Genomic DNA, 20,246 nt, shown 5'->3' with positions numbered 1-20,246 from the left:
TAGGGAGTGACTTCATATTATGAAATGCTATCAATGTGGGGCGGAGCTCACTGAGCACGATTTCTGCCCGAACTGTGGTGCAGCTGTAAAAGTTTACAAAAGGATCATGTCGCTTTCCAACCGCTATTATAACGATGGTTTGGAGAGAGCGGAGATTCGTGATCTTTCGGGAGCCATTGAATCACTGCATCAGAGTCTTAAATTTAATAAGAGTAATATTCAGGCCAGAAACCTTTTGGGACTGGTCTATTATGAGTGTGGTGAAGTTGTTGCTGCTCTGAGCGAATGGGTTATAAGTAAAAACCTTAAGCCGGAGGACAACGCAGCGGACGATTACATGGATCTTGTTAGAAATGATCCGTCCAGATTGGAGACTTTCAACCAGACTATTAAAAAGTTCAATATTGCACTTAATCACTGTCATCAGGACAGACTTGACATGGCTATAATCCAGCTTAAAAAGGTTTTGTCGATGAATCCCGGATTTATCAGAGCACACCTTTTACTTGCTCTTTTATATCTGAACAATGGCAATTATGCCAAGGCTAAGACTGAAGCTCAAAAGAGCTTGAAGCTTGATACGGGCAATGTTATGGCAGCCAGATATCTTAAGGAAGCTGAGGCAATGATGGATCCTCAGGAAGCCAAGTCGGGAGAGGAAAAAGCAAAGGTTAAGGGTGATGTTATCCGTTATCAGAGCGGTAACGAAACAATAATCCAACCTGTTCGCACCAATGTATTTACAAGGAGTGGATCAATCTGGGGAATAGTGCTAGGCGTTGTTCTTGGTATGGCGGCGGCATATTATCTGATATTACCTGCCAGAATTCAGTCCATGAACGCGAGCTTCAGAGAGCAGATTTCTGCTATAAGCGAGGAATCCGATTCCAAATCAGCCAAGATGGGTGAATACGAACAGCAGATAGCATCCCTCACTACTGAGCTTGATGAATTGAAAACGGAAGTTGATTCCTACAAAGAGACGGAGACAACCGGCTCTGCACCTAACGATCTTATGGCTGCGGTTTCAGCATATCTTTCAAATCCGGAGGATATGGATACTATCGAAACTCAGATGCAGGGAGTTGATCTTAACAACATGGAAGGAGCACCTTCCGCGCAGTTTACAGCGCTCTACAATTCCTTTATGGTTCTTGTGGGTAGTGAACTTTCGAAGAGAAGTTACAATACAGGATACGAGGCATACAGAAATGGTGACTTTGAAACAGCCATCAGCCTGTTATCCAAGGCATTCCAGTATGATAACACCAATGTCGATGCACTCTATAATTTGGGAAATGCCTACTATGAAAGCGGCGACACTGACAATGCAAAGGTCGTATACGACCAGGTTGTGAATGATTTCTCGGATACACGTAGCGCAAGCTCCGCCGAGACCAAGTTAGCAGAGATTAATAATGCTTCAGATTAACCCTAATATTATTAATTTTTCGGATTTATCTTTTATATTTAGATTTCTTCCGATTTTTCTACTTGCATATTATGTATTACCGGCAAGGCTGCGTCCACTGATTCTACTGGTGGGCAGTCTTGCATTTTATGCAATTGGAGACCCCATGAGCATGGTGGTCTTTGCAGCTGCAATCGTGGTAAACATCTTATTCTCATATAAATGTCATAAGAAAAGTAAGTTATTTCTTTTCCTCATTATCGCGTCTGATGTAATACTTCTTCTTGCTTTCAAGTTCCTTGTAAGCTATGGGAATATACAGACGCTTCCGCTCGGAATCAGCTTCTTTACATTCAAAATGGTCAGCTATCAGGCAGATCTGTATAAGGGAAAAATACGTGAATGTCCCGGGATTATTGCGGTAGCAGCATATTTTGCAATGTTCCCGCAGGTTATGTCCGGCCCTATCATGAGATATTCCGATTTTGAAAAAAATAAGATTTTATCGGGCACAGAAGATGAATTTATGGCTTTTAAATTCAGAAAACGTCTGCATCTTGATAAGATTGAAGAGGGACTTATGTTCTTCACACTTGGCTTTGCCATGAAAGCACTTCTCGCTGATTATCTCGCCATGATGTGGAATGAGATAGGTACAATCGGCTATGAGAGTATTTCAACACCTCTCGCCTGGGTAGGAGTGGTATGTTTCTCCATGAATCTTTACTTTGATTTCTGGGGATATTCACTTATGGCTGCCGGAATCGGTGTGATGCTGGGATTTCCGTTTGTGCGTAATTTCGATCATCCCTATTCGTCAAAAGGAGTAGGCGAATTTTACAGAAGATGGCATATGACACTTGGCTCATGGTTCAGGGATTATATCTACTTCCCTATGGGTGGCAGCAAAAAGGGTAAGTTTTTAACAATAAGAAACCTCTTTGTTGTGTGGCTTCTCACCGGACTCTGGCATGGTGTTACAGTTAACTTCCTGGTATGGGCAGGTCTGCTTTTGATAATGATCATATTCGAGAAGTTTGTCTGGACTTTTAATAAAAAGCTTCTCTCAGTGATCGGCAGAGTCCATGTACTAATAATGGTGCCTATAACTTGGGTTATATTTGCCCTTCCTGTTAAGGAGGACTTGTTTAATTATCTGGGAAGAATGATTCCTGTTTCCGGAAGCGGAATTGCGGTAAATCCCGGAGACCTCGTAAAACTCCTGTCGATGTACTGGCCGTTTTTCGTGGGAGGTTTCATATTCCTTATTCCGGCTGTTTACGATTATTTTGAAAAACACAGAAAAGACTTACACATAAAGGTAGTAATGCTTTTTCTGTTTTGGATATGTGCGGCTTTCGTATCAACAAAGGCCGGCAATCCGTTTTTGTATTTCTCATTTTAAGAGAAGAGCTACATTGGAGCATTTATGAAAAAATTTGGCAGGCACTTCCTGTCCGTAGGCATTCTTGTTGTGGCACTGTTTTTTACTGCGGATGCCGCACTTGGACAGAAGAGTGTGTATGATGAAACTGAATATAATGCTGCAGATGCACCGCTCCTTAGCTTCCCGCTTCGAAAAATAATGAACGGGGAGATGCCTTATCTTGTATCTCTAATTCAGGCAAAATTCTTTGGAATCCCGATGCCTTTGGATGATACAATAGATAACGGTGATGAGGAGGACTTTGCTTCCGGATTATCGGATGAGAATACGGGGGCAGATGCGAATCCTGAAGAACAGGTGGCGGAAGCATCCGATGAAGCTGCAGCGCCGGAAGTTAGTGACGGTGATGCAGCAGTAAGCGACGGCAATGCAGCAGTAAGCGACGGCAATGCAGCAGTAAGTGATGGAGATGCAGCGGCTGTTAGCGACGGCGATGCTGCAGTAAGTGATGGCAATGCAGCGCCCGCGGCTGCAGAAGACAACACAGTACCTCCGGAACCTCAGGAAGCTACTGCACCGGAACACATAAACTATGTCGAGACAGCTGTTCCCGATTCCTATTTTGATGATGCACTTTTCATTGGTGATTCAAGAACCGTGGGACTGTCTGAATATTGTCCGGAGCTGGATGAGCGTGCAACCTTCTATGCTAAAGTATCACTGACTATCTACGGCTTTAACAAGAAGCCCTTCGTGACAGCCAGGGTCGTACCGCCTGAAGGATATGAGGGCTCCGAAGAAGACCTTCCTACAGAGAAGGTTACGGTGGAGGAAGCTCTTACAAGGAAGCAATTTGCCAAGATTTATATAATGCTCGGCTTAAACGAGCTCGGAAGTGGAACTGCTGAGAGTTTTGCTGCCGATTACGGCGCAGTTGTTTCAAGAATAAGAGAACTTCAGCCTGACGCGATCATTTATATTCAGGGAATAATGCATGTAACTCATAAAAAGAGTGAAAGCGACAGAGTTTTCAAAAACTCGACAATAAATGCAAGAAATGAGGCACTTTCCACGCTGGCTGACGGCGAGCATGTATTTTACATAGACATGAACAGTGCTACGGATGATGAGCACGGTGCGCTTGGACAAGATCTTTCATTTGATAACGTACATTTGAAAGCAAAATCTTACGCATTATGGTATGATTATTTGAAAAAACATGCTTATGTAAATGAGAATGATCTTCCGCAGATTCAGCAGGGACTTCAGCAGGAAAATCCGGAGCAGGCAGCAGAACAGCCTGCAGAACAACCACAGGAGGCACAACCGGAAGCTCCGGCACAGTAAGGAAGACAGATTATGGTAAGAGAAATGGTTTTTAAAATGGAACGCCCCGGGCTGTTGAAGGAGGGGGATGAGATTACCGTTACTGAGGGTGAACTCCCCAGTAATGTGTATTATACGATAGATCCTTCACTGGCCATGTCAGCTAATTATCCCTTCAGAGAGAGGATGAGCGAGCGCAAGGGAGTGGTTCTTAAGGTAGAGGAAAACGACCGCGGTTTCTATGTTACAGCCGCGTTCGATTCTGATAAACAATAAAAAATGCACTTTTTAACGGAGGAGAAAAGTATGGAATACGTATCAACAGACAAGGCACCGGCAGCAATCGGACCTTATTCACAGGCAATCAAGGCAGGGGATTTTCTTTATGCTTCAGGTCAGATCCCGATCAATCCCGCAACAGGCGGAATCGAGGGAAGTGACATCTCTGAGCAGGCTGACCTTGTGTGCAAAAATATTGGGGAAATCTTAAAGGCAGCAGACACCGATTTTAGTCATGTCGTAAAGACAACCTGCTTTCTTGCAGAGATGTCTGACTTTGCTGCTTTCAATGCTGTATATGAGAAATACTTCACCAGCAAACCCGCAAGAAGCTGCGTAGCAGTGAAGAAACTTCCCAAGGATGTCCTTTGCGAAGTAGAGATCATCGCATATTTAAAATAATCGAATGAGCTGGCAGAACTGCCAGCGGATTAAAGGGATGGAATGATAATGACTGTACGCAGTAACATGACAGCGACAGTGATAGTAATGTTGGGGGCACTGCTTTTTGGCAGCGGATGTGGAAACATAGCGAGCCACAAGAACGTTGATCGTGGACTTGCATATATCGAGAGCCATGAGTATGAAGAGGCAGCTCAGTGCTTTGATGCTGCTGAGAAGGCGGGGGAAAACGCCAGAGTCTTGTACAGGGCAAAAGGACTTTTGGACAAGACCCTCGGAGAATATGATTCTGCAGCTGAGAACTTTTTGAAATCACTTGCAGCCACAAGCGGAATCCCCGGTGATATGGATTTTGACACCAATTACTATCTGGCTGACACTTATATAAAACAGGAAAAATATGATGAGGCCATTAAGGTATATGACGCTATCCTTGCGCTTAGAAAGAAGGACAAGGATGCTTATTACATGCGCGGAATGGCGAGACTTTATATGAGTGATCACGATGGAGCTACTGCCGATTTTAATAAGGCTATGACACTGTCACCTCGCAACTATGACCTCAGAATAATGATATACAAAGCTTTATCAGCTAACGGATTTGAGGAAGAGGGCAGAGAGATTCTCGAAGCCTGCCTCAATAACACTGACCCTAATATGACTAATTATGAAAAGGGACAGATATCCTATTATCTGGGCAATAATGCCGATGCACAGAGCTATCTCGAGCTCGCAAGAAATGAGAGAGATGCGCAGAAAGCACCGGTGGTTTTGCTGCTTGGACAGACAGGAGAAAAGCAGGGAGACTACAACTATGCCATAAGCGTTTATAAGACATTTTTGGCAGAGGATCCCGATCACCCTGATATTTATAATCAGCTTGGACTGTGTCAGACATATGTTGGGGATTATGACAGTGCAGTGAATTCATTTGAAGCCGGTCTTGCGCTTGGTAACAACGAATACAGCAGGGCGCTTCTCATGAATGAGATAACTGCCTATGAGTATGCCGGCAATTATGCGCAGGCAAAAACTTTAATGGAAAAATACAGGAAGGCGTATCCGGATGACAAGGATGCGGAGAGAGAGGAGATTTTCCTTTCGTCAAGGTAATTAGTATTGGGTAATAATAAATATAGAAATTTGGATAGCAGTTATTATATCAGGAGAAAACCCAAGAAGAAAAGAATACACACACCGGTAATTATCGGTGTTGCGGCGACTCTGATATTGATAACTGTTATTTCTGTGATTTTTTTAGTGTTACATAAGGATAAAACGACGGAGGATGCTGCGGATTTATCTACAATTCAGGAGGAAATTCCGCAGGAGGAGGTAGCTCCGGAACAGCCACAGGAAGTAGCGCCGGAGACTGAGCCTGAACCCGAGCCTGATGTAGAGGTTAAAGAGCTCTCCCCGGAGGTTGCGAGCTTTGCACCGGGTTACACCGTCAATACCACGGATTCGACCGCTGATATAGTAAGCGAAGAAGTGATTAGTGAAAATGCGGTCCTTATAGATGTGGACAAGGCAGAGGTTGTTGCGAAAAGAGCAGCCGATGTAAGGATATGTCCCGCATCCATGACCAAAATACTCACAATTCTGGTGGCAGCAGAGCATGTAGAAAATCTTGATGACACCTACACCATTACAAGGGACATCACGGATTTCACCTTTTCAAATGACTGCAGTATTGTGGGCTTCGATGTGGATGAGACCGTTACCGTGAGAGACCTGATGTACGGTACTATTCTTCCTTCAGGTGCGGATGCAGGTCTTGCGCTTGCAAATTATGTTGCGGGTTCTCATGAAGCTTTTGTGGATATGATGAATGCAAAACTGGATGAGCTTGGACTTTCCGGCTCTGCGCATTTCACCAACTGTGTCGGAATCTATGATGAGGATCATTACTGTACTCTTACGGATATGGCGATGATAATGAAGGCCGCTGTGGAAAATGACCTGGCGAGAGAAATCCTGTCAGCCCATAAGTACACAACTTCCGCAACTGAGCAGCATCCAGAGGGCATAACAATATCCAACTGGTTCCTCAGAAGGATCGAGGATAAGGATACGGGCGGCAATGTAATGTGCGCGAAAACCGGCTTCGTTAATCAGTCCGGCTGCTGCGCAGCAAGCTATACTGTTTCAAACAGCGGCGGTCACTACATATGCGTATCCGCCAACGCCTGGAGCTCCTGGCGCTGCATCTACGACCAGGTAGAGATATATACTAAATATATGAAATAAATAATACGCCCCGGAAGTTGTCATATCCCGGGACGTATTCTACGACTTAAGTTAAATCATCTATATTTCCATCGCCATCATTGTCGAAGCCGATATTCTGCATGTTGACGGTGCGGCGGCGAAGGCGGGCGCGCTCGGATTCCTGATTGATGAAATCCTTGATCTCGCGGCCGTGCTTGATGTTCTTCATCACGATCGTCTTGTCGGTTACATCGGAGGTGAAGAGCGTGATGGTGGAAAGTCCTGCCAGGCGCTGGAAAAATGAACGCGATAATTCTACGTCAGTGATCTTGTACATGAAACAATCATCTTCCTTGATGCTCAGAAAACCTGAAATGATTGTCATCTCGTTGTCATAAACCTCATATCGTTTAAAAGGCCACGGGATACCGAAAAGAAGAAGCCTTCCGTACTCCTTGTACTGAAGTTCGCCTTTTGCTGTAAGTGAAGCCTCATTCTGTGCGGGATTAGATATCTTTGCCATTTCTTTTGCTCCTTTTTGCTTTGATTTGCAGTTCAAAAAACAGTTGAAGTAAAATAATTGGATACTTATACTTTTATTATAGTATTTTAACACAAACAATGTGATATTTTGGGGATTTATCAGATTTTATTTCTTGAAAGAACAGGTTTTGTCGGAGGGAGCAAGTCATGCTGGTTAATCAGGGGGCTTATGATGCTATAAGCAAAATATATGAAACCTTTGCGGTTACTTCAAAAAGTAGATATGTCTATGTCTATGATATCGAAAACAACATGGCCAGGTGGTCCGAAAATGCGGTGAATTATTTCGGCCTGCCGGGTGAGTTTGTCTACAAAGCAGATCAGGTCTGGGAGGCCCATATTCATCCCGAGGACAGGGCCACCTACAGGGAGCATCTTCACACCGCCTTCGAGGGCAATCGAGTCAATCCAAGCTTTGAATATCGTGCCAGGAACAAGAGCGGCGAGTATGTCGCATGTTCGTGCAGGGGAGTAGTTATCAAGGATTATTCGGGAAAAGCCGCTTTTTATGCGTGTTCCCTTATGAACAAGGGTATTGTTGACAATACCGATCCTATCACCGGTCTTTCCAACCATTACGAGATGTTCAACTACATGCACCGCCTGGAATTCGACGGCGTCAATTATATCCTGCTTCTTGTGAATGTGATTGATTTTGGCGATATAAACAGGCTGTACGGATATATGTTCGGTAACCGGATGCTGAAATCCATGGCTGATTATCTCCAGAAAGAGGCTGGGGAAAAAGCGCATATATACAGAGGTGACGGAACAATTCTCGGACTTTGCACAGTTCACATGACACTGGAGGAGGTGAAGAACCTCTATCAGCAGATGCGCCAGCATGTAAGGCAGAATATGAAGGTCGGAACCACCAAGGTCTCCGCAGAGCTTGGCGGTGGGGTCATCGTTGTCGACGAGTCAGGAATAGATGTGCATGCAGTCTACACCAGTGCTAAATATGCACTTGCCCATTCCAAGACGGAGAAACACGGAAATCTTATCATTTTTCATAATAATGAGCTCGAGTACAACAAGAGCACAATAGAGCTTGTGGGAGCGGTGAGAGAGAGCGTTATCGACCACTGCAAGGGATTCTATCTGAATTATCAGCCGATCCTGGCCAAGAATGACGGTAAGCTCGCGGGAGCGGAGGTTCTGCTTCGCTGGAACAGACAGCCTTACGGGGATGTGGCACCTAGTGAATTTGTGCCGTGGCTTGAACAGGACAGCACTTTTTATAAGCTGGGAATATGGATCCTCGATAAAGCGATGAAGGACGGATTGGCGATTTTGAAGGACCATCCCGAGTTCTATCTGAGCATTAATCTTGCGTACGTGCAGCTGGAACGAAGTGAGTTTCGAACATCAATTGTGGAACTTCTTAAGGGCAACAGATATCCCGGAACAGCGCTGTGTATCGAGCTCTCCAACGTCACCAGCAATATCAACTTCGATTATCTGAAGAGTCAGGTAATCTTCCTTAAGTCCTGCGGCATAAGGATTGCTCTTGATGTGACAGATTTTTCCACACTGGATCTGGCCACGAGGCTTCCTATCAACATAATAAAACTGGCGCCGGAGATCACTGAAAATATCAGCAAGAGTCCGCTTAGCCGCTACATGGCTGAGGCTATAACCGGTTTTGCCGCAAATATGAACATGAGCGTATGCGCCACCGGAGTAGGCGACGCTGACACGGAACTCAGGCTTTTCAAGTACCCCGTGGATCACTATCAGGGCTACTACTATTCCAGACCGGTCAGCTTCGAGGAGTTCAAAAAGCTTCCGATATATAAGACAAATCAATAACTGCCTTCCCCTTGGGGAATTATAAACTCCATCTGATATTAAAATAAACATTTTATAAAAACCGCTTTTCCAAAGGCAAAAAAAGCTATAATTACTATGTATAAGTGCTCGTGAAAGGTGGATACAAATGTAAATAATGTTTACCTACATTAAGCCTGAGTTCATGATTCATGCATTTACTAAGCAGCGGGATACAACTTTGAAAGACCGCAGTATTTGTGTTGCCCGCTTAGGCGATCTGGCGGTAAACATGTCCCTTATCGATGAGAATTCCTTTGCACTTTCACTTGAAAATGTGAAGGACGGAGCGCAATATTCCGGCAGAGCTTTTAATATAAAAAAGTCAGCCGCGGAAGATATTGTGCCGATTGTTGAGGATCTTTTCCGAAAGATGCAGCTTCTTAACGATCAGGAGGTATTCAGTAAGCGCGAGCATGTTTGGAAGATGTATGCGATGGACTGGCTTGAAAACCAGGGTATATCCTTCGATGATTACATCGACAGCAGAATGTCACATCTGACTAAGGATGAGGGATTTCACTGGAAGGGGCTGGAGGAATATTTATCCAGCGATTATCTCAATGTTGTGGATACTATGCGAATCATTGAAAAGTATTCACAGTCAGAGGAAGAGAAAAAGGAATACATCGATTTTGTTGCCAGGGATATTGTCGAGCTTCGAAGGCACTACTCACTTGCGGCGATGCAGGAAAAGTTCGACGAACACAATGCGAGATTTGCGAACAGAAAAATGTTCGCTTTCGGAATAGAAGTAGAGGCTGATTCGAGAGATGAAGCCAGGGAGAAACTTAAGAAGATAATAGGAGAGGAAAAGGAGACGTTTGTTATAAGAGGATAATTGTTACGGATTGTTCTAATGGGGTAAGTGCTATGAAGAAATTATTTAGAAATCTTGGAGCGTTGATGTTTGCTTTCGTTCTCGCGATCACGCTGGTGTCCATACCGGCGAAGGCAGCGACTACGAAGCAGTCGAATACGTCTATCAAGGAAAATCAGATGAATATCACAGTCGGTACTGACGAGGAAGGTAATACTACCGTAACCTACGGTAAGTACACTTTTACCCGCAAGTACAACGGCTGGTACATCCCCGCAGCTTATATCTACAGCGGCAGCGATCTTGCCAACTTCCTTGATAAGGCTGTAAGACGCACGAGGAGAACCAGCGTAAGATGTGACGGATTTCTTTTCATAAAGGTATCCGGAGGCTGGTACAGGCATGAGCTTCACATAAATGACGGAAGGACGCTGGCCACTATTTTTAATAAGGCCGCAGGAATCACAAGCACCTACGATCCAAATAATCTGAACTCAGATGATGCAAACAGTACAAACGGCACAAATGGTACAAACAATAATACAAGTACCAATAATGGCAGAAACTGAGTATATATTGAAAACAGGACATTAAGTGTTGTGAACAAGACTTGTTTATAGTAGTATAGAAAAGCATGTTAAAAGAATGTCTCTGGGCATTCTTTTTTCATTAAAACAAGTTGAAAGAGGTTATCGATGTCAAATTCCAAAGAAAATAAGATGGGCGTTTTGCCCGTTAAAAGGCTTATTGTTTCAATGTCACTGCCGATGATGGCGTCCATGCTTGTGCAGGCGCTCTACAACGTGGTGGACAGTATTTTCGTAGCACAGATCAATGAAAATGCGCTGACTGCCGTGACCCTGGCATTTCCGCTTCAGAATCTGATGATTGCACTCGGCGCAGGTACCGGCGTAGGTATGAATGCCCTTTTATCAAGATCACTTGGTGAGAAAAATTTCGACAGGGCAGACAGAGCAGCCAACACCACTCTTATGCTGACCTTCATAAATTATTTTGTATTCCTTATGATCGGAATATTTGCCGTAAAGCCGTTCCTCATGACACAGACTGATAATGAGGTGATTGCAGGCTACGGTGTTTCATATCTTAGCATCATCTGCTGCTGCTCAATCGGAGTATTCTGCCAGATGACCTTTGAGAGAATGCTTCAGTCAACAGGACGTACACTCTTCAGTATGTATTCGCAGATGTCCGGCGCTATTATCAACATTATCATGGATCCCATCCTGATCTTCGGTATGTTCGGTGCACCTAAGATGGGAGTTGCCGGTGCAGCTCTTGCAACGGTTTTCGGACAGGTTGTAGGTTCATGTATCGGACTTTACTGTAACCTTAAGCTTAATCCAGATGTAAATCTCAGAATTCCGCTTATTTTCAGTCCCAAGGCAGACATAGTTAAGGAAATCTACTACGTTGGTGTTCCTTCGATTCTGATGATGTCCATAGGTTCGCTCATGACCTATGCCATGAATCTTATACTTATTGCATTTTCAACAACTGCAACTGCTGTGTTTGGTGTATATTTCAAGCTCCAGAGCTTCTTCTTCATGCCGGTATTCGGCCTGAACAACGGACTTATTCCTGTTCTTGCCTATAACCTCGGGGCAAAGAGGAAAGACAGAATCAATGAGGCTCTGAAGTTCTCGATTGCATTGGCAGCTACTATCATGATAATCGGAACCATAACCTTCCAGATTATCCCGGACAGACTACTCGGCCTGTTCAATGCTTCCTATGACATGATAAGTATCGGAAAACCGGCGCTTCGTGTTATCAGCCTGAGCTTCCCCATCGCCGGTGTCTGCATCGCACTTGGTTCGGTATTCCAGGCATTTTCGGAGAGTATCTATTCGCTGGCTGTTTCAATAGGCCGTCAGCTTGTGGTCCTTATCCCCGCCGCCTGGCTCCTCGCTCAGACAGGCAACGTCAATGCTGTATGGTGGGCATTCCCCATTGCCGAGATTGCTTCACTCATTCTTTCGGGCTTCTTCTTTAAGAGAGTCTACGGCAGAAGAATTGCAGAGATTGAGGAAGGGTAACGACTTCTGGGGGTATATTTTATACGTTGACTTTTTATGAAAAATAAAAGAACGGAGGCATATATGAAAAAAGTATCACTAACAAAATACACAGACTTTATAGTCGATGAGACCACAAAGCTTCTGAACATCGATTCTCCCACAGGTTATACGGAAGAAGCCGCAGCGTGGGTTCAGAAGGAATTCAAAAAGCTTGGCTTTAAGGCGACCATCACAAATAAAGGCGGTGTGATCGTTGACCTCACAGGAAAAGACAAGAAGGACGGCCTTTTGCTTGAGGCTCATACAGATACTCTTGGGGGAATGGTGGCAACCATAAAGGATAACGGAAGACTTCAGCTCACGAATCTCGGAGGCATGAATCCCAATAATGCTGAGACCGAGAATGTGCGCGTAATCACAAAGTTTGACGGAATATACGAGGGTACCTTCCAGCTCAACAATGCATCCATTCACGTAAACGGGGAGTATAACGACACCAAGAGAACCTGGGAAAACTGCGAGGTTGTGCTTGATGAGGACGTTAAGGACAGAAAGGATACCGAAAAGCTTGGCATCTCAGTGGGCGACATCGTCTGCTTTGAGCCAAATGTCAGAGTAACAAAAACCGGATATATCAAATCAAGATTCCTTGATGATAAACTCAGCGTCGGAATTTTGCTTGGTCTTGCCAAGTATATCAAGGAAAAGAAGATAACTCCCAAGAGAGCACTTTATGCTCATATAACTGTGTTTGAGGAAGTTGGACACGGCGGATGTGGCAATGTACCTGAAGGCTGCACAGAGGCTATATCTGTAGATATGGGCTGCGTAGGTGATGGACTTACCTGTACTGAAAAGCAGGTTTCCATCTGCGCAAAGGACAGCGGTGGCCCTTACAGCTATCCAGTTGTTCAGGGGCTTGTGAAGGCTGCAAAAGATAGCGGCGCTGACTATGCAATCGATATTTATCCTCATTACGGAAGTGATGTAGAAGCAACCCTCTGTGCAGGAAGTGACCTCAAGCACGGACTTATCGGTGCAGGCGTGTATGCTTCCCACGGCTATGAGAGAAGCCACAGAGACGGAGCAGAGAATGTGCTTAGACTCCTTATTCAGTACGCGCTCTGATGAAAACTGAACTATGTGAAAATGGTGACCACTCCTTAAAAGTGATCACCATTTTTTTTGAGAACTCCTAAATTGAGGGGCTCTTGTTCTAGAATTCTATCGGAACTGCATTTTCATAAGTCTTATAAATCGCCTCATATTCGTTCTTGGTAATGTTCTCGGCCTTTCCGTTGCGGATTCGAATATATCCTTTGTGATTGTTGAAATTGCTGATTGTGTTGTCCTCAACTCCATCCTTGATTACAAGCTCGCGGCAATCCGGAGTGGCTTCGTATACATATAAAAAGTGCTTGCCCTTTGCCACGATTCCGTCGGGTGACATTGAGACGGGATTTTTGTCGGCACTTTCAATTGTTCCAAGTTCTGTGAACTTTCCGTTTTTCATCATGGAGACTTTGCAGGCAGAAACTTGTATTTCGTAGGTCTTGCTTTTGTCGATGCTGTCTTTTTTGTTTGCGGTTATAAGAAGCGGCTTTTGAAAAATCGGATTATCCCAGATGGTGTACATATCGTCTTCTGTGAAGGATTCAGTAACTTTCTGATATACATCGTAGCCAAAGGGCCTGCATACAATTTCGCCGCCGGAATATTTGCCGTCCCCTTCATAGGTTACGGGATACCAGACCATCACGTCCGGACTGTTTAAGCTGGCGGCGTCAAACATAGGCTCTATACCTATCCATATTATGCCGTCATAGACTCTGAAATATATTATATTTTCAAGATAAAGACCGGGCTCAAAGTCATCCCTTAGATCCGATGAAGCGACTTCAGTGCCTTCTTTTATTCCATCGACGTAAAGTGACACATTGCCATTTGACTCCTTGGCTTCAACATGCTCAGCAACTTCCGACAGATAGGCTTCCGGATTTAAAAAGTACACTGTACATTTGGACTTTTTATCTATATCCGCTATGAGAACAAATTCTTCATAGTAACCTGTGCCATGCAGAATTTGAGGCTTGATGACAAGCTCGGGATCGCCATCGCTGTCAAGATCGTACTCAGTGCATTCAGGGAAAATTCCGCGAAGAGAAACAGCCGGTACATCAATGTATACATAGCTTGAATCCTCGGTTTTCAGAAGCATCCTACAGGTCTCACCAACAAAGAACAAGGTGAAGGAAGGAGTTTGGGCTACTACCTTATAATAGACTTCACCTTTTCCCTCATACCCACTAGTATCTTCAGGAGCAAAATCTACGATTCCCTTCTTCTCAGCTTCATCCAAGAGCTTTTGCGTTTTGCTGTCGGGCTTAAAATCCTTACTTACTATATCAGGAATTTTTCCGTCGTAGATCCACCAGTCCTTATAAGTGTCATAATGTTTCGTGAAAGTTTTTGAACTGCCAGCAGCGTAAGAAATCATATTGACTGTAGATAAAAAAAGCAATGAAAAAATAACAGAAAAACAGATAAATATACGCTTGAAATAACTCAATTTCATGGCCCCCTCCAATAGATTCTGAAAATAGTTTTATGCAATTATTTTAGCACTTTTTATGATAGAATAAATGTTAAATTATAGTTCACAAAACGGAGGGTGAAAAGTTATGAAGAAGGTGAAAGGAATGCTGATGGCAGTTGTTTTGCTGCTGTCCGGAATGTTGTTGTTTGGTTTTGATTCGAAGGCATCGGGCGATCCACTGGATGGATACAGTCATTATCTAAGTTCAGATGGAAAACTTATACTCGAGCAGTACTATGGAAAAAGTGAAAGTATTACTGTTCCTGCTAAGGCTATGTACGATGGTGTAATGAGAGAAACAGAAATATATAAAGAGACATTTTCCCAAAACACATATATTAAGCATGTAAAATTTGAAAAGGGATGCAAGATAACAAATACGGGATATAGATTTCTTGGAGGCCCAGGACTTTTTTCGTATTGCAGTCGCCTTGAAACAGTAGATCTTACCGGCGTTGACTGGTCAGAACTTGATAGTGCATATGGAATGTTTCAGCAGTGTACCAATTTAAAAAGTGTAAAAGGTGGAAATTGGGATAATGAGAGCTTTGATATCGTGAAGCATATGTTTGAAGGATGTTCCAGCCTTGAAAGCATAGACCTGTCAAAGCTTGATACATCAAGAGTCTCTGATTTTGAATCCATGTTTAAGGATTGTACATCTCTTAAAAATGTCAATGTAAACGGATTTAATACAAAGTTGGCATACAGCTTTGCCAATATGTTTAATGGATGTACCAGTTTGGAAACTGTTGATCTGAGTTCATTCGAAGGAACTTCACTTAAAGGAAGTGCCCAGCTGGTTGGCTATGGTTTTGACTATATGTTTACAGGTTGTACAAACTTGAAAAATATTGATTTTAGCCCTCTTGAAGGTGCAAAATGCAATGCTTTATATACATTTCAAGATTGCACTTCATTAAAAACAGTCAATTTGCATGGACTTACATTATATTATAATACTTATATGTTTAAGAACTGTTCAAACCTTTCAACTATCTATACACCAAAAGAAGCTGAAGATGGAAGGCTTCCCAATAAGATGTGTGAATTCGTAAATGGAAGATTTGGGTCAATATACTATGACAATTTATACGGTGCACCTGCCAACTCACTCATCATGGTGCCTCCTACACGTAAGGCGGAGGGTGAGACATTCGCCTATAACGGCATAAAGTACAGAGTTACCTATAGCGCAGTAGAATATGCAAAGGTTGAAGTTATTGGAATTGAAACCGGTGATGAAGTGGTAGTGATTCCTGATTACGCATGTGATGAGAACATGGCTTCCTACTATGTTACATCAATCGGGAAGAATGCATTTAGCGGAAACAGCACTATTAAAACAGTGATTCTTCCTTCTACAATTGAGAAAATCAGTGCAAAAGCTTTTTATAAATGTAAGAAGCTAGGCAATGTAGTGATTGATTCCAGAAACTTGAAAACAATCGGTAAGAATTGCTTCAAGAAGATTAAGAAAAAAGCGAAGTTCACAATCTATGCTCAGTCTAAAAAGAAGGCACAGACTGTAATGTCAAAGCTCAACAAGTTTGGCGGAGCTAAGAACGGAAAACTGAAATACAAGAAAGCACATTAAAGAGCAATCCAGAATAATTAAGGCGCTGTGAATAGAACAATTTTTCATATTGATGTAAATTCAGCCTTCCTGTCCTGGTCTGCGGTCAAGCAGCTTAAGGAAAACCCGGATGCGGTTGACCTTCGGACTATTCCATCGGTTGTGGGAGGCGACATAAAGACTAGGCACGGCATAGTCACAGCCAAGTCTATTCCTGCTAAAAAGTATGGGATAAACACGGCTGAGCCTATCACCAGTGCGCTGCAGAAATGTCCGAATCTCGTTGTGGTAAAGGGTGACTTTCAGACCTACAGAGAGTATTCCCGTGCCTTCATAGGCATTCTGAGGTCTTACTCAGAGCTTTTGGAACAGGTCTCCATAGATGAGGCTTATCTCGATGTGACGGATCTAAACTGTGAGTCTCCCGTTGCCCTTGCGGGCTGGATTAGGGATGAAATACGCACCGAGCTTGGCTTTACGGTTAATGTGGGAATATCCACGAATAAGCTTCTTGCGAAAATGGCGAGCGATTTTACAAAGCCGGACAGAACCCACACATTATATCCTCACGAAGTAAAAGATAAAATGTGGCCGCTCGACATCGGCGATCTCTATGGCTGTGGTAAAAAGAGCGCCGAGAAGCTGAGGTCAATAGGAATAAGGACTATCGGCGATGCAGCAACCATGGATGAGATGCTTTTAAAATCTCAGCTTGGTGATAAGTTTGGCGAATACATTCATAATGCGGCAAACGGCCTTGGCTCTGACGTCGTTCATCCGGAGCACGAGGATGCCAAGAGCTACTCCAACGAGACCACCATGGCTAATGACATAACCTCAGCGTCCTATGACAATGACATGCCGCCTGTTGTAAGGCGGCTCTCGGAAAAAGTCTCCGGCAGACTTAAAAAGGACGGAGTATTCGGAGGAACTGTCACAGCACAGGTTAAGACTTCAGACTTTAAGCGTTTTTCCAGACAGATGAAGCTGTCGGAATCAACGGACAATGCAGATGTCATCTATGAAAATGCGATGATTCTTCTGGGAAAACTCCTAACCGGTGAGGACGGACTTTTCAATTACGATATCGGAATAAGGCTAGTCGGAGTCGGTGTTGATAATCTTGACAACGGTGAGTACCGCCAGGGTAATCTCTTTGACTGGATGACAACAGGCAAGCAGGAGATCAGGGAGGAAAAACAGCGCGAAGAGAAGCGTGAAAAACTTGAGGAGATGGAACGCCTAATAAAGGGTAAGTTTGGCGATGGCGCGATAAAAAAGGGAAATTAAATAAAAAAGATTTTACTTTAGCACTTTACTGTGATATACTATCCAATGTAAACAAAGGCGTTTCGGAGTGAAAACCGAAGCGCCTTTTTCAAAATGATGTAGGAGAGGATTTTTTAATGGAGAATTTGCTAACAAACATTGAAAACATCAACGGTGCGGTAAATGGTTTTGTATGGGGACTTCCCATGCTGATTCTTCTTGTTGGTACCGGTATTCTTATGACTGTACTAACAAGAGTATTCCAGATTTCGCATTTTAAACACTGGGTGAAAAATACCATCGGCGGTATTTTCAAAGATAAGCATGTCACAGCTCATACCGATAAGGATGACATGCAGATATCACAGTTCCAGAGTCTGTGTACCGCGCTGGCTGCTACAATCGGAACCGGTAATATTGCAGGTGTTGCTGCCGCAATAGTTTCAGGTGGTCCCGGAGCTATCTTCTGGATGTGGATTGTTGCATTTTTCGGAATGATGACTAACTTCTCCGAAAATGTACTCGGTATCTACTATCGAAGAAGAAATGAGAGAGATGAGTGGTGCGGCGGAGCAATGTATTACCTCAAGGACGGACTCGGATCCAAGAAGGGCTGTGCATTTATAGGCGCTTTCCTGGCAGTGATGTTCAGTGTGTTCTGCGTTATTGCCTCCTTCGGAATCGGTAATATGAGCCAGATCAATTCTATTTCCGTAAATATGAATTCCGCATTCGGAGTACCTAATGTCGTTACGGGTGTGACACTGATGGTGCTTGCAGGACTTGTTATCGTCGGAGGTCTTAAGAGAATTGCTTCCGTTACCGAGAGACTCGTTCCTTTCATGGCAGTCATCTATCTCATCGGAGCAATCGTAGTTGTTGTTATGAACATTGATCAGGCCGGTGCTGTTTTCACATCCATCATCAAGGGTGCATTCGGAATGAGAGCTGTCGGCGGCGGAATCGTGGGAAGCGGAATCGCTTACGCTATGCAGTGGGGTATGAAAAGAGGAGTATTCTCCAACGAGGCAGGTCTTGGTTCTTCGGTTATGGTTCACTCGAGCTCCAACGTAAGAGAGCCCGTTGTTCAGGGAATGTGGGGAATATTTGAAGTATTTGCCGATACAATCGTTGTCTGCACACTTACAGCTTTTGCGGTTTTATCCAGCGGACTTGTTAATCTCGATACAGGAGAGGTTATCTCAGACCAGGTTTCAACAGCTCTTGTAGCTGAGGCTTTTTCAACTATCTTCGGAAAATTCGGATCGGCATTTATCGCAATTGCGATTCTGTTCTTTGCGTTTTCCACAGTTCTCGGCTGGAGCCAGTACGGCAGCAAGGGCTTTGAGTACCTGTTCGGAACAAAGGCGGTCAAGCTATATCAGTGCCTGTTCGTATTTTTCATCCTTGTAGGTTCTACTATGGATCTCTCACTTGCATGGGATCTGTCCGATACCTTCAACGGCATGATGGCGATCCCGAACCTTATCGGTGTAGTTACACTTAGCGGCACCGTTATGAAGATTACACAGAACTATGTGGATAGAAAAATTAAGGGAAAAGACGTAAAACCTATGCTTTCCGCTATTGAAGAGATTCAGAAGGTGCACGAGGAAGAAATCGCTATTTGATATGTCTAAAAAATTCACAGAATAATATGGAAATTGTCTACACAATCAGTTACAATGTTTGTATGAACATTTAGTTATTAAATAATGATTGTTTTATCCGTTTCAATTAAGATTTATCTTTATGAGGGAGATGACAAATGGCTGATAAGACTATACTGATTGTTGATGATGATGACATGATTCTGATGATGCTCGAGAAGATTCTTTCCAAAGAGTTCAAGACAATAACTGCTATTTCCGGAGAGGAAGCTATTGAGGAATACGAGCAGTATCATCCCGATATCGTTCTTTCCGACTACATGATGCCGAAGATGAACGGCTTCGAGATGATGGATAAGATGCATGAGCGCTTCGGAAGAAATATTTTTGCTATCTTTATGACTGCCAATGAGCAGGAAGAGACCGAGTTTGAAGTCTACAAGCACGGAGCTCTTGAATTTATTAGAAAGCCGATCAAATCGGAGACTTTGCTCCAGACTATCAGAGCTTGCATGGACAGACTTGATGCCATGAAGCAGAACGGCATGCAATAATTATGAGAACAAGACGCCCGGTGGTATACGCCACCGGGCTGTTTTATTGTGTAGCATCTTTAATAAAACCCCCTGCTATGCAGGGGGACAACAGCTGCTTCAGCTTACAGTAAAAAACCTCCCGTGCTAGAATTACTACGGTTCGCCAACCAAAGTAAAGCACAGGAGGTAGTCCAAAATGGACATGAATAGTTTATCACACACTAGATGGGAGTGTAAGTATCACATAGTATTTGCACCTAAGTTCAGGAGAAAGGTTGCGTATGGTCAGATCAAGCAGGACATTGCAAATATTCTCAGTACATTATGCAAGAGGAAAGGTGTAGAGATAATAGAGGCAGAGGTATGCCCCGATCACATACATATGCTGGTAAGGATCCCACCGAGTAT

At 43.7% G+C, this 20,246-nt stretch carries 19 protein-coding genes; 17 read left to right on the top strand and 2 right to left on the bottom strand.

Features of this window, described 5'->3' with window-relative positions; genetic code table 11:
• Nucleotides 1-19: 19 nt before the first annotated feature.
• From G596_RS0114140 to G596_RS22295, 7 genes are all read left to right on the top strand, one after another.
• The gene (locus tag G596_RS0114140) at nt 20-1,432 is read left to right on the top strand and encodes a tetratricopeptide repeat protein (protein ID WP_022762488.1); all 1,413 of its coding nucleotides are present in this window, start codon (nt 20-22) and stop codon (nt 1,430-1,432) included.
• A 109-nt stretch (nt 1,433-1,541) separates the two neighbouring features.
• Nucleotides 1,542-2,816 (top strand): MBOAT family O-acyltransferase, encoded by a 1,275-nt coding sequence (locus tag G596_RS0114135; RefSeq protein WP_196805231.1) that lies wholly within the window; start codon nt 1,542-1,544, stop codon nt 2,814-2,816.
• A 24-nt stretch (nt 2,817-2,840) separates the two neighbouring features.
• A complete protein-coding gene (locus G596_RS23955; protein ID WP_022762486.1) occupies nt 2,841-4,145 on the top strand; it encodes a GDSL-type esterase/lipase family protein in 1,305 nt (434 codons plus the stop codon).
• A 12-nt stretch (nt 4,146-4,157) separates the two neighbouring features.
• Nucleotides 4,158-4,400: a hypothetical protein gene (locus G596_RS0114125; RefSeq protein ID WP_022762485.1), complete on the top strand. Its 243-nt coding sequence runs from the start codon at nt 4,158-4,160 to the stop codon at nt 4,398-4,400.
• Between the two features lie 30 nt (nt 4,401-4,430).
• Nucleotides 4,431-4,805, top strand: coding sequence for a RidA family protein (locus G596_RS0114120; protein WP_022762484.1), 375 nt, complete (start codon nt 4,431-4,433; stop codon nt 4,803-4,805).
• Between the two features lie 48 nt (nt 4,806-4,853).
• Entirely contained in the window at nt 4,854-5,918 is a 1,065-nt protein-coding gene (locus tag G596_RS0114115; protein ID WP_022762483.1) for a tetratricopeptide repeat protein, read from the top strand.
• Between the two features lie 6 nt (nt 5,919-5,924).
• Nucleotides 5,925-7,055 (top strand): D-alanyl-D-alanine carboxypeptidase family protein, encoded by a 1,131-nt coding sequence (locus G596_RS22295; protein WP_022762482.1) that lies wholly within the window; start codon nt 5,925-5,927, stop codon nt 7,053-7,055.
• Between the two features lie 46 nt (nt 7,056-7,101).
• On the opposite strand, the gene G596_RS0114105 is transcribed toward G596_RS22295, so the two are convergent.
• The gene (locus G596_RS0114105) at nt 7,102-7,539 is read right to left on the bottom strand and encodes a PH domain-containing protein (protein WP_022762481.1); all 438 of its coding nucleotides are present in this window, start codon (nt 7,537-7,539) and stop codon (nt 7,102-7,104) included.
• Nucleotides 7,540-7,706: 167 nt separating this feature from the next.
• Here G596_RS0114105 and G596_RS0114100 point away from each other — a divergent pair, with 167 nt between their 5' ends.
• The 5 genes from G596_RS0114100 to G596_RS0114080 all read left to right on the top strand — a co-directional run bounded on the left by G596_RS0114100 (nt 7,707) and on the right by G596_RS0114080 (nt 13,379).
• Nucleotides 7,707-9,371 (top strand): sensor domain-containing phosphodiesterase, encoded by a 1,665-nt coding sequence (locus tag G596_RS0114100; RefSeq protein WP_022762480.1) that lies wholly within the window; start codon nt 7,707-7,709, stop codon nt 9,369-9,371.
• A gap of 136 nt (nt 9,372-9,507) precedes the next feature.
• Nucleotides 9,508-10,230, top strand: a complete 723-nt coding sequence (locus G596_RS0114095) for a hypothetical protein (RefSeq protein ID WP_022762479.1) — start codon at nt 9,508-9,510, stop codon at nt 10,228-10,230.
• Nucleotides 10,231-10,262: 32 nt separating this feature from the next.
• Nucleotides 10,263-10,778, top strand: coding sequence for a hypothetical protein (locus G596_RS0114090; RefSeq protein WP_022762478.1), 516 nt, complete (start codon nt 10,263-10,265; stop codon nt 10,776-10,778).
• 126 nt (nt 10,779-10,904) lie between these two features.
• Nucleotides 10,905-12,269 (top strand): MATE family efflux transporter, encoded by a 1,365-nt coding sequence (locus tag G596_RS0114085; protein WP_022762477.1) that lies wholly within the window; start codon nt 10,905-10,907, stop codon nt 12,267-12,269.
• Between the two features lie 63 nt (nt 12,270-12,332).
• Nucleotides 12,333-13,379 carry a M42 family metallopeptidase gene (locus G596_RS0114080; RefSeq protein ID WP_026671353.1) on the top strand — a complete coding sequence of 349 codons (1,047 nt, stop codon included), beginning with the start codon at nt 12,333-12,335 and terminating at the stop codon, nt 13,377-13,379.
• An 88-nt stretch (nt 13,380-13,467) separates the two neighbouring features.
• Here G596_RS0114080 and G596_RS0114075 read toward each other — a convergent pair whose 3' ends face one another.
• Nucleotides 13,468-14,826 carry a hypothetical protein gene (locus G596_RS0114075; protein WP_022762475.1) on the bottom strand — a complete coding sequence of 453 codons (1,359 nt, stop codon included), beginning with the start codon at nt 14,824-14,826 and terminating at the stop codon, nt 13,468-13,470.
• 106 nt (nt 14,827-14,932) lie between these two features.
• Here G596_RS0114075 and G596_RS0114070 point away from each other — a divergent pair, with 106 nt between their 5' ends.
• The 5 genes from G596_RS0114070 to tnpA form a co-directional block, all read left to right on the top strand.
• Nucleotides 14,933-16,444, top strand: a complete 1,512-nt coding sequence (locus G596_RS0114070; RefSeq protein WP_022762474.1) for a leucine-rich repeat protein — start codon at nt 14,933-14,935, stop codon at nt 16,442-16,444.
• Between the two features lie 27 nt (nt 16,445-16,471).
• Complete coding sequence (locus tag G596_RS0114065; RefSeq protein ID WP_026671352.1) at nt 16,472-17,713, top strand: DNA polymerase Y family protein; 1,242 nt, start codon at nt 16,472-16,474, stop codon at nt 17,711-17,713.
• 116 nt (nt 17,714-17,829) lie between these two features.
• Nucleotides 17,830-19,323, top strand: coding sequence for an alanine/glycine:cation symporter family protein (locus G596_RS0114060; RefSeq protein WP_022762473.1), 1,494 nt, complete (start codon nt 17,830-17,832; stop codon nt 19,321-19,323).
• Nucleotides 19,324-19,460: 137 nt separating this feature from the next.
• Entirely contained in the window at nt 19,461-19,856 is a 396-nt protein-coding gene (locus tag G596_RS22290; protein WP_022762472.1) for a response regulator, read from the top strand.
• 178 nt (nt 19,857-20,034) lie between these two features.
• Nucleotides 20,035-20,246: IS200/IS605 family transposase (gene tnpA, locus G596_RS0114050; protein WP_022762471.1), on the top strand; the 212-nt coding region annotated here is incomplete at its 3' end.

The organism is Butyrivibrio sp. AD3002 (assembly GCF_000420905.1).
In the GTDB taxonomy this organism is placed as follows: Bacteria; Bacillota; Clostridia; order Lachnospirales; family Lachnospiraceae; genus Butyrivibrio.
This window is presented reverse-complemented; position numbering and strand designations above follow the sequence as displayed.

Coding starts and splice junctions, on each gene's coding strand:
- G596_RS0114140 (WP_022762488.1), top strand. CDS start 20: ATGAAATGCTATCAATGTGGGGCGGAGCTCACTGAGCACGATTTCTGC.
- G596_RS23955 (WP_022762486.1), top strand. CDS start 2,841: ATGAAAAAATTTGGCAGGCACTTCCTGTCCGTAGGCATTCTTGTTGTG.
- G596_RS0114125 (WP_022762485.1), top strand. CDS start 4,158: ATGGTAAGAGAAATGGTTTTTAAAATGGAACGCCCCGGGCTGTTGAAG.
- G596_RS0114120 (WP_022762484.1), top strand. CDS start 4,431: ATGGAATACGTATCAACAGACAAGGCACCGGCAGCAATCGGACCTTAT.
- G596_RS0114115 (WP_022762483.1), top strand. CDS start 4,854: ATGACTGTACGCAGTAACATGACAGCGACAGTGATAGTAATGTTGGGG.
- G596_RS0114105 (WP_022762481.1), bottom strand. CDS start 7,539: ATGGCAAAGATATCTAATCCCGCACAGAATGAGGCTTCACTTACAGCA.
- G596_RS0114100 (WP_022762480.1), top strand. CDS start 7,707: ATGCTGGTTAATCAGGGGGCTTATGATGCTATAAGCAAAATATATGAA.
- G596_RS0114095 (WP_022762479.1), top strand. CDS start 9,508: ATGTTTACCTACATTAAGCCTGAGTTCATGATTCATGCATTTACTAAG.
- G596_RS0114090 (WP_022762478.1), top strand. CDS start 10,263: ATGAAGAAATTATTTAGAAATCTTGGAGCGTTGATGTTTGCTTTCGTT.
- G596_RS0114085 (WP_022762477.1), top strand. CDS start 10,905: ATGTCAAATTCCAAAGAAAATAAGATGGGCGTTTTGCCCGTTAAAAGG.
- G596_RS0114080 (WP_026671353.1), top strand. CDS start 12,333: ATGAAAAAAGTATCACTAACAAAATACACAGACTTTATAGTCGATGAG.
- G596_RS0114075 (WP_022762475.1), bottom strand. CDS start 14,826: ATGAAATTGAGTTATTTCAAGCGTATATTTATCTGTTTTTCTGTTATT.
- G596_RS0114070 (WP_022762474.1), top strand. CDS start 14,933: ATGAAGAAGGTGAAAGGAATGCTGATGGCAGTTGTTTTGCTGCTGTCC.
- G596_RS0114060 (WP_022762473.1), top strand. CDS start 17,830: ATGGAGAATTTGCTAACAAACATTGAAAACATCAACGGTGCGGTAAAT.
- G596_RS22290 (WP_022762472.1), top strand. CDS start 19,461: ATGGCTGATAAGACTATACTGATTGTTGATGATGATGACATGATTCTG.